Source organism: Rhodanobacter sp. AS-Z3, assembly GCF_029224025.1.
Taxonomy (GTDB): Bacteria; Pseudomonadota; Gammaproteobacteria; order Xanthomonadales; family Rhodanobacteraceae; genus Rhodanobacter.
Window position 1 is genome coordinate 259289 of record NZ_CP119392.1, and the last position, 11903, is coordinate 271191.

Here is an 11903-nt window from a genome sequence, read left to right on the forward strand (position 1 = left end):
AAATTGCTACTTGATGCCCTGCGTCCCCGCCGCCGAAGCTTCCGGCTTGACGAATTTCAGCGTCATCCGATCTGACTCGCCAATGGCCTGGTACCTGGCCTTGTCCTGGTCACCCAGACTCAATGTCGGCGGCAGCGTCCACACGCCCTTCGGATAGTCGCGCGTGTCCTTCGGATTCGCATTGACCTCGCTGCTCGCGGCCAGCACGAAACCCGCGTCCGTCGCCAGCTTCACCACGTACGCCACGGGTAGATAGCCGCTTTCTTTCACCGCTTCCAGCGCGGCATCGTCGGCCGCGCGGTGATCGACCACGCCGAGCACACCGCCGGGCTTGAGCACGCTGAAGAACGCCTTGAACATGGCCGGTGCCGAGTTGGCCATCACCCAGTTGTGCACATTGCGGAAAGTAAGCACTGCGTCGGCTGAGCCGGGTGGACCGAAGACCGGCGCAGCCGGGTCGAACTGGACGATGCGTGCCTTGCCGTAATGGCCCGGGTCGGCCGCAAACTTGCGCCGCAAGGCGCTGTCATCGGCGCGAGATTCGGCGTCTTTTGCCGGTGCATTTTCCGCGCCGATATAGTGGCCGTTGTCGTTCAGCAGGGGAGCGAGGATTTCCGCGTACCAGCCACCCGCCGGGGTAATTTCAATGACCGTCTGGTCGGGATGCAGGCCAAAGAACTGCAAGGTTTCCTTGGGATGACGATAGGTGTCACGCGCCTTGTGGGCAGCAGAGCGCCAACTGCCGGCGAGTACGTTGTCGAGCTGCAACGCAGTGAAATCACGGGCACTGGTCGGCGGTACCAAGTCATCCACCGGCTGATCCGCACCCGTTGCTGCCGGCTGTGCCTGTTGGGTCGCGGCAAATACCGGCATGCCTATCGACGAGCCCATCAGCAGGGCAGCGGCCATGGCTAACCAGGACTTGCTTGTCTTTGCGTTTGTACGAATCACCGTTGACTCCTAGGCATGCTGACGACCGGGCAGATTGCAATATCGCGAAGAGCATGTGCAGACGAGGTAGACGGCCCGGAGCGCGCGCAGGCAAGTCGCAAGCTTCTCATCAATGAAGAGGGCGGCGCGGTTGCGGGAATGGCTTTGGGCATGACGCGTCTGCAGGCAGCGAAGCAACCAACGCCGCCAACATCACCCGATGTTGGCGGCTGCGGCTCATTCTACGTCAGTAGTGGATCACCGAGCGGATCACCTTGCCCTGGTGCATCAGCTCGAAGGCCTCGTTGATGCGCTCCAGCGGCAGCACCTCGCTGATCATCTCGTCGATGCGGATTTCGCCGGCCATGTAGCGGTCGACATAGCCCGGCAATTGCGAGCGGCCCTTCACCCCACCGAACGCCGCGCCACGCCAAACGCGACCGGTGACCAGCTGGAATGGCCGCGTGCTGATTTCCTGCCCTGCGCCGGCCACGCCGATGATGATCGACTCGCCCCAGCCCTTGTGGCAGCACTCCAGCGCCGCGCGCATCACGTGCACGTTGCCGATGCACTCGAATGAGTAATCCACGCCGCCGTCGGTGAGGTCGACAATCACTTGCTGGATCGGCGTATCCGGATAGTCCTTCGGATTGATGAAGTCGGTGGCGCCGAGCAGCTTCGCCATCTCGAACTTGGCCGGATTGGTGTCGATCACCACGATGCGCCCGGCTTTCGCCATCACCGCACCTTGCACCACCGACAAGCCGATACCACCCATGCCGAACACAGCCACCGAAGCGCCCGGCTCGACCTTGGCCGTGTTCAACACCGCACCAATGCCGGTGGTGATGCCGCAACCGAGCAGGCAGACCTTCTCCAGCGGCGCCGCCTTGTTGATCTTCGCCAGCGAAATTTCCGGCAGCACGGTGTATTCGCTGAACGTGCTGGTGCCCATGTAGTGCAGCAGCGGCTTGCCATTCAAGGAGAAACGCGAGGTGCCATCCGGCATCAGTCCCTGGCCTTGGGTGACACGGATTTTCTGGCACAGGTTGGTCTTGCCCGAAAGGCAGAATTTGCACTCGCCACACTCGGGTGTGTACAGCGGAATCACGTGATCGCCGACCTGCAGCGAGGTAACGCCCTCACCGATCTCCTCGACGATGCCGCCACCCTCGTGGCCCAGAATTACCGGAAACAGGCCTTCGGGATCCTCACCGGACAAGGTGAACGCGTCGGTGTGGCAGACGCCGGTGGCCACGATGCGCACCAGTACTTCACCAGCCTTCGGTCCGGCCACGTCAATCTGTTCGATGCTCAGGGGCTTGCCTGCTTCCCAGGCGACGGCGGCGCGTGACTTCATGGTGAACTCCTCGAGGATGCGGGCTTTGGCTTTGACCTCGCATGATGACCCGATACGTCGAGTTTCGAAACCGCCGCGCTTGATTCACACCCCCGTGGCAACCACTGTTGGAAGGTAGCCCACCACTGTCGGGTAGCCATCAAGGTCATCGCCATGCAACGTCGCCCACTGGGTCAGTCCGCCCTGTCCGTCACCCCGCTCGCGCTTGGCGGCAACGTCTTCGGCTGGACCGCCGATGAAAAGCGCTCTTTCGAGTTACTCGATGCCTTTGTCGCCGCCGGCGGCAACCTGATCGACACGGCCGACATGTACTCGTCGTGGGTGCCGGGCAATGGCGGTGGCGAATCGGAAACGATCATTGGCAAATGGCTGAAGCGCAGCGGCAAGCGCGACCAGGTGGTGCTCGCGACCAAGGTGGCCAAATGGGGCGAACACCCGGGCCTGTCGCCGGTGAACATTCGCAGTGCGGTAGACGGCTCGCTGCAGCGGCTGCAGGTGGACTGCATCGACTTGTACCAAGCCCACCAGGACGACGCCAGCGTGCTGATGGTGGATACGCTGGGCGAGTTTTCCCGACTGATCGAAGCGGGCAAGGTCCGGGTGATCGGCGCCTCCAACTTCAGCGCCGCCCGCTTCGCCGATGCGCTGGCCGTATCGAAGGAACATGGGCTGCCACGCTACGAGAGCCTGCAACCGGAATACAACCTGGTCAGTCGTGCCGACTATGAGTCGGAGCTGGAACCACTGATCCGTCGCGAGAACATCGGCGTGATCAGTTACTACGCGCTGGCCAGCGGCTTTCTCAGCGGCAAGTATCGCAGCGCCGCGGATCTGGCCAAGAGCCCGGCGCGCAGTGGCTCGGTGAAGAAGCATCTGGACGCACGCGGCCTGCAGGTGTTGGCTGCGCTGGATACGATAGCGGCCGCGCACGCCGCCACGCCGGCCCAAGTGGCACTGGCGTGGTTGATTGCACGGCCGGGCATCACCGCACCCATCGTCAGCGCCACCAGCGTGGTTCAGTTGAATGAGTTGCTGGGCGCGCTTGACTGCACGCTGACACTGGACGAGATCAGCATGCTGAATCAGGCGAGTGCTGGCGGCGCTGCCACGCACGGCCGGCTCAACCACTGATCTCGCATCGCGAAAATGACTACGCGGCGCACGCCGCGGCTTCGCCGCGAGACTTCATTCCGGCTGATCCACCTGATAGCCCCGCGCCTGCAGCGCGGCCAGGTAGCCGTCCGGCCTGATCAGGTTACCGATCGGCAAGGTGGCGAAGCTGACCTTGTTTTCGGTCAGCGCTGCTTCGGCCGTTTTCAACCACAGCGCCTTGACCTGTGCGTCCATGTCGGTCCAGTGATATTTGCGCAGCAGCTCGGGGGCCATGTGCTGCAAATCGCACGTGTCCGTGTCGACCAGCGGCAGCTTGCGCAAGGCATCCACGTCGCCGATGGCCCAGGCATTGGCGCGCGATTTCATGATGCCCAGGTCCGTATCGACCAGGGTCAGCACGTGGTCAAAACAGCTGGAATCCTGCATCGACTCACGCTTGAAGTCCTTGATGAAGGCATGCAGGTTGTCCAGCGGCAGCTTATAGACGACTTGCTGCACCTTGAGCCCATGCTGTTTGGCTGCCTTGCCGACCGCGTCGCCCAACAGCCGTTTGTTGGTCAGCCCCGACTGATCGGTCGCCGCGGCATACAACTCACCCGCCACGATGGATGGACGCCGCTTCTCCACCGCCTTGCCGTTACCCATGTAACGGGCTTTCAGCGGCAGCCAGCGCGCATACACCTCAGCCGGCAACTCCTGCTGCAAGGTCTGGTGATCGGGATTATTACGCACGCCGATCAGTGACGGCAGCACCGAAAGGCTCCTGAAGAAGCCGACATCCACCGTCGCGTAAGGCGACCCCAGCACAACTTGCGACTGGGCGATGGCGGCCTCCACCGCATCCGACTTCCACACCATGTTCTTGGGCAGTGGCGACAGACTGCCAAGTATCCACAACACATGATCGCCCTTGCTCACCCGCCACAAGCTGGGCCCCGGCTGCGAACCGGTGACACTCACGACGGCCAGCTCGGTAGCCGTGGCCGGCCTGGCGGCAGCAGTCGATACTGACTGCGCCCCTGTCGCTGACACACACAGCAGCATGCCTGCCATGAAACCGCCCATTTGCCGCAGACGCAACGTGCTTCGCCTCATCGTTCAACTTCCCTTTGCCGGTGATGGAATCCATTTGTCTTCATGAGACGAACCACTGACCCGCCCGTGCGCAGCAAGTTCACCCACCGCCAGGGCTGACCACCCGACGGAAAGCCGAAACGAAGACGGGACGCCGTAGCGTCCCGTCTTCGTCTTGCCGCACGGCGTATGACTTACGCCTTCAATGCCGACAACGCCGCGTTGAGTGTGCTGCTTGGGCGCATCGCCTTGCTGACCATCTGCAGGTTCGGGTGATAGTAGCCACCGATGTCGACAGCATGCCCCTGCACCGCGGCGAGCTCGGCAACGATCTTGTCCTCGTTGTCGGTCAACGCCTTGGCCAGCGGTGCAAACTTTGCCTTCAGCGCGGGATGGATGTCCTGCGCGGCCAGCGCCTGCGCCCAGTACATGGCGAGGTAGAAATGGCTGCCGCGATTGTCGATGCCGCCGACCTTGCGCGAAGGCGACTTGTCGGTGTCGAGGAACTTGCCGTTGGCCTGGTCCAGCGTCTTCGCCAGCACGTCCACCTCGACGCTGCCGTAGCGGCTGCCCAGGTGTTCCAGCGACGCGGCCAGTGCCAGGAATTCACCCAGCGAATCCCAGCGCAGATAGTTTTCTTCGAGGAACTGCTGCACATGCTTCGGTGCCGAACCGCCCGCACCGGTTTCGAACAGGCCGCCACCGGCCATCAGCGGCACGATCGACAGCATCTTCGCGCTGGTGCCCAGTTCCATGATCGGAAACAGGTCGGTGAGGTAGTCGCGCAGCACATTGCCGGTGACCGAGATGGTGTCCAGCCCCTGGCGGATACGCTCCAGCGAGAACCGGGTAGCAGCGACCGGGTCCATGATGCGGATGTCCAGGCCGCTGATGTCGTAAGCCTTCAGGTACTGCTCGACCTTCTTGATCACCTGCGCATCGTGTGCACGCTGCGGATCAAGCCAGAACACCGCCGGCGTGTGGCGGGCACGGCTGACCGCCAGTTTCACCCAATCCTGGATCGGCGCGTCCTTGGTCTGGCACAGGCGCCAGATGTCACCGGCTTCCACGTCGTGCTGCAGCAGCACCGTGCCGGCTTCGTCAATCACCTTGACCACGCCGTCGCCGGCGATCTGGAAGGTCTTGTCGTGCGAACCGTATTCCTCGGCGGCCTGCGCCATCAGGCCCACGTTCGGCACGCTGCCCATGGTCGCCGGATCGAATGCGCCATGCTCACGGCAATCGTCGATGGTGGCTTGATACACGCCCGCATAGCTGCGATCGGGGATCAGCGCCTTGATGTCCTGCAGCTTGCCTTCGGCGTTCCACATTTTGCCGGAGTCGCGAATCATCGCCGGCATCGAGGCGTCGATGATCACGTCGCTGGGCACGTGCAGGTTGGTGATGCCCTTGTCGGAATTGACCATCGCCACGCCCGGACGCTGCGCGTACTCGGCGTCCAGATCGGCCTTGATCGCCGCCTGCGTTGCTTCCGGCAACGCGCCCAGGCGCGAGTACAGGTCGCCAATGCCGTTGTTCGGGTTGAAGCCGACCTGCTTCAGCACGTCGGCATATTTGCTCAGTACGTCCTTGTAGAACTCACTCACCACCACGCCGAACATGATCGGGTCGGAGACCTTCATCATGGTGGCCTTCAGGTGCACCGAGAACAGCACGCCCTGCTTCCTGGCGTCGGCGATTTGCGCGTCCACAAAGTTGGCCAGCGCCTTGCGGCTCATCACCGACGCGTCGATGATCTCGCCAGCCAGCAGCGCGGTCTTCGGCTTCAACACCACATGGCTGCCGTCCTTGCCGAACCATTCGATGCTGACGTTGCCAGCCGCATCGATCACGGTGGACTTTTCGCTGCCGTAAAAATCACCACCGTCCATGTGCGCGACGTGGGTTTGCGAATCCTTGCTCCAGGCGCCCATCTTGTGCGGGTGCTTGCGCGCATAATTTTTCACCGACACCGGCGCGCGGCGGTCGGAATTGCCCTCGCGCAGCACGGGGTTCACCGCGCTGCCCTTGACCCGGTCGTAGCGGGTCTTGATGTCTTTCTCGTCCGCATTCTTCGGCTCGTCCGGATAGTCCGGCAAGGCGTAGCCCTGGCTTTGCAGTTCCTTGATCGCGGCTTTCAGTTGCGGCATCGAGGCGCTGATGTTGGGCAACTTGATGATGTTCGCTTCCGGCGTGGTGGCCAGCTGGCCCAGTTCGGCAAGATCGTCGGCAATGCGCTGATCGTCCCGCAGACGCTCCGGAAACAGCGCAATGATGCGGCCCGCCAGCGAAATATCGCGGGTTTCCAGGCGAATGCCCGCGGTGCCGGCAAAGGCGGCAACGATCGGCAGCAACGACTGGGTGGCCAGAAACGGCGCTTCATCGGTCAGCGTGTAGATGATCTTCGGGGTCTGGGACATGGCGAACGGGGATTCCCTGGCAGGGGCGGCGTAACCGCGGAAGGAGACTGCCCATTGTCGCGCGAATGCCCGGGTCCGGCCACCGCACCCTCCACAGATGCCCCGGACCATGCAAGAATGGAGGGGTTGCATGCGTCTGATGGGGGGGCCCTCAGCGCAACCAGCTTGCTGCCAAGCGATGTCCCTGCGGGCACCGCCTTCGTGTGCAGGCACAGTCTTGCTGCCAACGATCTGTCGATCCGATCAGCGCCGCCACGAGGAGGAACGGTAATGAGTTCACTGAGTCAGTCCATCGTAGACTTCATCGCCAGCCTGCAGCCGTTGTATACGTGCCAGCACGCCGACGGCCGCGAATGCGCCCTGTCCCTGCTGGACGGCACGCTGATTCTGCCGATCGATGAGACCCATTCCGAAGAAGAGGGTTGGGTGGCCGTGTATTGGCAGGGCGACTGTCAGCGCCACTCCGAAGTACCCGGTTCGCAGCTCGCCAGTGTCGCTATCTGGCGTTACATCGAGCTGCACGCCACCTACGCCGACGCGGCTGAACGCGCCGAGCTGCGCGAACAGCTGTCGTTGCGATTTATGGAATCCACCGGCATCTCGCTGGGCCGCCAGCTCGCACTGGCCGCCTAATTCCGTGCCGGGACCGGCTGTACTCGCAGCCGGTCCCGGCACGCGTCACTTGATTGAGAAGTCTTTGCTGGCGACCTGTCGGTTGTCCAGTGAAATTTCGACTTTGTAATCTCCGGCGGGGAAGCCGCTGGGCCGACTGATCATGAACACGGTGGTTTCCGAACCGCTGCCCTCGAGCAGCTTGCTGTCCGCGTGCACGGTCTGACCATCCTGATAGGTCCATCTGGCCCCAAGCGTGCCGCGGCCGCTGGTCTCCACCGACGCATAGATGCTGTCCCTGGGTGCGAACGTGTCGCCGCCGGGCGTGACCTCATTGTTTGCATTGATACTGGTTCCCAACTGCAGCGTGGCTGCGCTCGGGCGGTCGACGGCCAGGCTTGCGTCGGCACCGGCGGCGGGAGCCGGTGCCATGGCCGAGGCTGACGTACCCGGCAAGGTAGACGTAGCATCAGCGGACACCGCTGGCGGCGCCTGTTGTTTGCCACAGCCGCCCAGCACAACCAGCGCAACCAGCGATGCCGCAAGAATCAACGGCTGGCGAATGCTCTTCATGGCGTGTCTCCGCTTTGGTGTAGCTGCCATTGCTGCCAACCCGGTCAGTGTCGGGCAGGTATCTTCAGCATTTGACCGGCCCTGATGTGGTCCGGATCAACCAGTTGGTCGCGGTTTGCATCGAAGATCGGCCTCCACGCATTGCCGTTGCCGTAAAAACGCTTGGCAATCTTCGACAGGCTGTCACCGCTCATCACTTCGTAGATGGTGGTCTCGTCAGCCACCGAGCTGACATGCGAATTGGCGTCACTGAAATCCGCCTTGGCTGCCGGCGGCATCCGCGCCGCCTGACTACGCACTTCGCTGCGCACATCGGAAAAGTCCGGCTTGCCGGTGTCGTTGCCCATGAACCGTGCCTCCATCGCAAAACAGGGCACCATTGGTAACGACCACGCGGTTAACGCCTTGTGAGCATGTCGGCCCGGTGTTCAGTCTGCCAACATGCGGCAGCAAGACTGGCCATCACGCTCGGGCCAACCGGCCTTCGCGTCGTGCCTGCTTGCGCGCGCGGCGGCGCGCCGACCACGCCTTTCGCCGTGCCGCCAGGCACGAGAAGATCACGTACAGCGCCGGCGTGCTGAGCAGGGTCAGCGTCTGCGAAATCAGCAACCCGCCGATCAGTGCAATGCCGAGCGGGCGACGCAGTTCGCTGCCTTCACCCAGGCCAATCGCAATCGGCATGGCGGCGAGAATGGCCACCATGGTGGTCATCATGATCGGACGGAAACGCACGGTGCATGCTTCACGCGCCGCTTCCAGCGGACTCTTGCCGTGTTCGCGCTCGGCGACCAGGGCGAAGTCGATCATCATGATCGCGTTCTTCTTGACTATGCCGATCAACAACACCAGTGCGATCTGCGCCACCACCGACAATTCCGTACCGGTGATCCACAGGGCGAGCAACGCGCCGACGCCGGCTGCGGGCAAGGTGGAAAGAATGGTCACCGGGTGGATCAGGTTCTCGTACAGCATGCCGAGCACGATGTAGACCGTCAGTACCGCGGCCAGCACCAGCCAGCCCATGCCGCTCTGCGACTGCTCGAAACGGCGGAAATTGCCGCCCATCTGCACCTTGATGTCGCCGGGCATGCGCATGTTTTTCACGGTGCCCTGGATGATCGTCATCGCCTCGCCCATGCTCACGCCGGGCGCGAGATTGAAGCTGAGGTCCATCGTGGTGTACTGGTTTTCGTGGGTGATCTGCGACGGCGCCAGTCCCGGCTCCTGCCGGGTGAACGCGGTAATCGGAATCATCTTGCCGCTTTTGGATGCCACGTAAATGCGATTGAGTGCCGCGGGCGTGGCGGTCTGGTCGGGCAACGCGTTGACGACGACCTTGTACTGATTGATGTCGGAGTAGATGGTACTGACCTGGCGCTGACCGAACGCGTCGTACAGCGCGCCGTCGATCGCGCCGATCGATACGCCAAGGCGCGCGGCCTTGTCTCGGTCGATCACCATGTTCTGGCGCAGGCCGGCCTCATCGATATCGGTGCCCACGTCGCTCAACTTGGGATTCTTCTTCAGTTCGGTCTGCAGTTTCGGCAGCCACTCCTGCAGACTGGCCGAATCGTTGCCCTGCAGCGAGACCTGGTATTGCGCACCCTGACTGGTGCCACCACCGCCACCGCTGGGTAGGTCCTGCACCGGACGCAGGCGCAGGTTGAGGTCGGGATACTTGGCCGCCTTGGCACTGAGTCGCGCCAGCACGGCAAAGGTATCGTCCTTGCGCCCCTCATCGCGGGTCTTCAGGTCGATGTTGAATGAGCCGCTGGTACCTTGCCGGCTGCTGCCCAGACGCGAGCCGACCGTGGCCACATCAGGATCGGCCATCAGCATCGCGGTGAGTCGCTCCAGTCGCTGCCTGCTCTCGGCGAAGGATACGGTGGCACTGGAACTGGCACGTCCCCAGATCAGGCCGGTGTCCTGTTGCGGGAACAGCCCGGTCTTGACCACCCCGAACAGGAAGAACGTGGCAACGATCAACACCAGCGGGGTCAGCGCAAACAACAGCGCGTGGCGCAACGAGAAGTTCAGCGCGCGAGTGTAGAAGCGCAACATGCCCGCGTGGAAACCATCCAGCACCCGCGCCAGCCGCGACGGCGCGACCACCTCATGGTTGTCATGCCCGCTAAGGAAACGTCCACACAGGGCCGGCGTCAGGGTCAGCGATACCAGCGCGGAAACCACGATCGCCGAGACCAGGGTCATCGCGAATTCGTGCATGAACATACCGGTGACGCCACCGGCGAACAACAACGGAATGAACACCGCGATCAGCGAAGCGGTAATCGATACGATGGTGAAGCCGATTTCGCGCGCGCCGGCCAGGGTCGCCTGCATCCGCGTCATGCCGGCGTCGATATGGCGAATGATGTTCTCGATCACCACGATCGCGTCATCCACCACGAAGCCAATCGCGATCACCAGCGCGAGCAAGGTCAGGTTGTTCAGCGTATAGCCGAGGATGTACATCACCACGAACGCGCCGGCAAGTGACAGCGGCACGGCGACCGCCGCGATCAGGGTCGGTGCCAGCCGCCGCAGGAACAGCGCCATCGTCAGAATCACCATGGCCAGCGAAATCAGCAGGGTGATCTGCACTTCGGCCAGCGACGCGCGGATGGTTGGCGTGCCGTCGAAAAAAGGCGTCAGTTCGGTACCGGGCTGCAGGTAGCCACGCAACGTGGGCAACTGCGCCTTGACCATGTCCACCGTGGCAATCACGTTGGCATCGGCTTTCTTGTACACGTACATCAACACAGCTGGCTTGCCGTGAAACCAGGCCGCCTGGAAGGCATCCTGCTGGCCAGCGTAAACATTGGCCACGTCAGACAACCGCACCGGGGTACCGCTGCGGTTGGCAATCACCAGCCGCGCGAACTCTTCCGCCGTGTGCATCTGCGTGGTGGCGCTGACCGCCATGGTGGTCTTGCCGTTGGACAAGAAGCCCTCCGGCGAAGTGACGTTGGCTGCACTCAGCGCATTGCGCAGCTGATCGGGCGACAGCCCCATCGCGTTCAACGCGCGCAGGTTCACGTCAACCCGGATCGCCGGTGTCGCGGCACCGGCGATTTCCACCGACGACACACCGGGCAACTGGCGCAACCGCTGCGCCAGCAGTGAGTCGGCGGCGTTGTAGAGGTCGGCAGCCGACTGCGTGTCCGAGGTCATCGCCAGGGCAATGATCGGATCGTCGTTCGGGTTGGCCTTCTGATAGCTCGGCGCGCCATTGAGTCCGCTGGGCAGGTCCGGTGCCGCCGAGTTGATCGCCGCCTGCACGTCGCGCGCCGCCGAATCCAGATCGGTACCGTTCTGGAACATCATGAAGACGAAGGTGCTGCCCTCGGAGCTGGACGAGCGCATCGTCTCGATGCCGGGCACCTGACCCAGATGGCGTTCCAGCGGCGCGGCCACCGTGGAAGCCATCGTGCTGGCATCCGCACCGGCCTGACTGGCCTGCACGAAGATCGCCGGGAATTGCATGTTCGGCAGCGCGGCCACGCCGAGCAGGAAGTAGCAGATCGCGCCGGCTACAAACAGGCCAATCGCCAGCAGCGAGGTGCCAATCGGGCGGCGAATGAAGGTGCCGGAGATATTCATCGATTCAGCAGGACCAGGGAGTTTGCAGCAGCGTGACTGAGAGGTCGTGAAGGCACCATCCCACTCTCAACGTTTGAATCGGAAAAGGGTTGATCGAACGAGTTCAGTGACGCACCCGGCGTTGGCCGATCCTGCGGCACGGCAACGGGAGCGTGCCTCGCGGCGCGCTCCCGTGAAAACTGGCTGCTCCCCGCTGAATCGCCGCGGGGGCAGTGCGG

Annotated in this window: 9 protein-coding genes; 2 read left to right on the plus strand and 7 right to left on the minus strand. The window is 62.9% G+C overall.

Annotation, left to right across the window (positions count from 1 at the left end; genetic code table 11):
- Positions 1-6 precede the first annotated feature (6 nt).
- The gene (locus PY254_RS01120) at positions 7-909 is read right to left on the minus strand and encodes a class I SAM-dependent methyltransferase (RefSeq protein WP_281013650.1); all 903 of its coding nucleotides are present in this window, start codon (positions 907-909) and stop codon (positions 7-9) included.
- Positions 910-1177: 268 nt separating this feature from the next.
- Positions 1178-2290, minus strand: coding sequence for an S-(hydroxymethyl)glutathione dehydrogenase/class III alcohol dehydrogenase (locus tag PY254_RS01125; protein WP_281013651.1), 1113 nt, complete (start codon positions 2288-2290; stop codon positions 1178-1180).
- Between the two features lie 153 nt (positions 2291-2443).
- On the opposite strand from PY254_RS01125, the gene PY254_RS01130 reads away from it, so the two are divergent.
- Positions 2444-3421: an aldo/keto reductase gene (locus tag PY254_RS01130; protein WP_281013652.1), complete on the plus strand. Its 978-nt coding sequence runs from the start codon at positions 2444-2446 to the stop codon at positions 3419-3421.
- Positions 3422-3475: 54 nt separating this feature from the next.
- Here PY254_RS01130 and PY254_RS01135 read toward each other — a convergent pair whose 3' ends face one another.
- Complete coding sequence (locus PY254_RS01135; RefSeq protein WP_281013653.1) at positions 3476-4498, minus strand: TraB/GumN family protein; 1023 nt, start codon at positions 4496-4498, stop codon at positions 3476-3478.
- A gap of 173 nt (positions 4499-4671) precedes the next feature.
- Positions 4672-6897, minus strand: a complete 2226-nt coding sequence (locus PY254_RS01140; RefSeq protein WP_281013654.1) for an NADP-dependent isocitrate dehydrogenase — start codon at positions 6895-6897, stop codon at positions 4672-4674.
- A gap of 270 nt (positions 6898-7167) precedes the next feature.
- On the opposite strand from PY254_RS01140, the gene PY254_RS01145 reads away from it, so the two are divergent.
- Positions 7168-7530, plus strand: a complete 363-nt coding sequence (locus PY254_RS01145; protein ID WP_281013655.1) for a hypothetical protein — start codon at positions 7168-7170, stop codon at positions 7528-7530.
- A 45-nt stretch (positions 7531-7575) separates the two neighbouring features.
- Here PY254_RS01145 and PY254_RS01150 read toward each other — a convergent pair whose 3' ends face one another.
- The 3 genes from PY254_RS01150 to PY254_RS01160 all read right to left on the minus strand — a co-directional run bounded on the left by PY254_RS01150 (position 7576) and on the right by PY254_RS01160 (position 11685).
- A complete protein-coding gene (locus PY254_RS01150) occupies positions 7576-8082 on the minus strand; it encodes a hypothetical protein (RefSeq protein ID WP_281013656.1) in 507 nt (168 codons plus the stop codon).
- A gap of 44 nt (positions 8083-8126) precedes the next feature.
- On the minus strand, positions 8127-8429 hold the full coding sequence (locus tag PY254_RS01155) for a LysM peptidoglycan-binding domain-containing protein (protein ID WP_281013657.1): 303 nt from the start codon (positions 8427-8429) through the stop codon (positions 8127-8129).
- A 115-nt stretch (positions 8430-8544) separates the two neighbouring features.
- On the minus strand, positions 8545-11685 hold the full coding sequence (locus tag PY254_RS01160) for an efflux RND transporter permease subunit (RefSeq protein WP_281013658.1): 3141 nt from the start codon (positions 11683-11685) through the stop codon (positions 8545-8547).
- Positions 11686-11903: the final 218 nt, after the last annotated feature.

Coding starts and splice junctions, on each gene's coding strand:
- PY254_RS01120 (WP_281013650.1), bottom strand. CDS start 909: ATGGCCGCTGCCCTGCTGATGGGCTCGTCGATAGGCATGCCGGTATTT.
- PY254_RS01125 (WP_281013651.1), bottom strand. CDS start 2,290: ATGAAGTCACGCGCCGCCGTCGCCTGGGAAGCAGGCAAGCCCCTGAGC.
- PY254_RS01130 (WP_281013652.1), top strand. CDS start 2,444: ATGCAACGTCGCCCACTGGGTCAGTCCGCCCTGTCCGTCACCCCGCTC.
- PY254_RS01135 (WP_281013653.1), bottom strand. CDS start 4,498: ATGAGGCGAAGCACGTTGCGTCTGCGGCAAATGGGCGGTTTCATGGCA.
- PY254_RS01140 (WP_281013654.1), bottom strand. CDS start 6,897: ATGTCCCAGACCCCGAAGATCATCTACACGCTGACCGATGAAGCGCCG.
- PY254_RS01145 (WP_281013655.1), top strand. CDS start 7,168: ATGAGTTCACTGAGTCAGTCCATCGTAGACTTCATCGCCAGCCTGCAG.
- PY254_RS01150 (WP_281013656.1), bottom strand. CDS start 8,082: ATGAAGAGCATTCGCCAGCCGTTGATTCTTGCGGCATCGCTGGTTGCG.
- PY254_RS01155 (WP_281013657.1), bottom strand. CDS start 8,429: ATGGGCAACGACACCGGCAAGCCGGACTTTTCCGATGTGCGCAGCGAA.
- PY254_RS01160 (WP_281013658.1), bottom strand. CDS start 11,685: ATGAATATCTCCGGCACCTTCATTCGCCGCCCGATTGGCACCTCGCTG.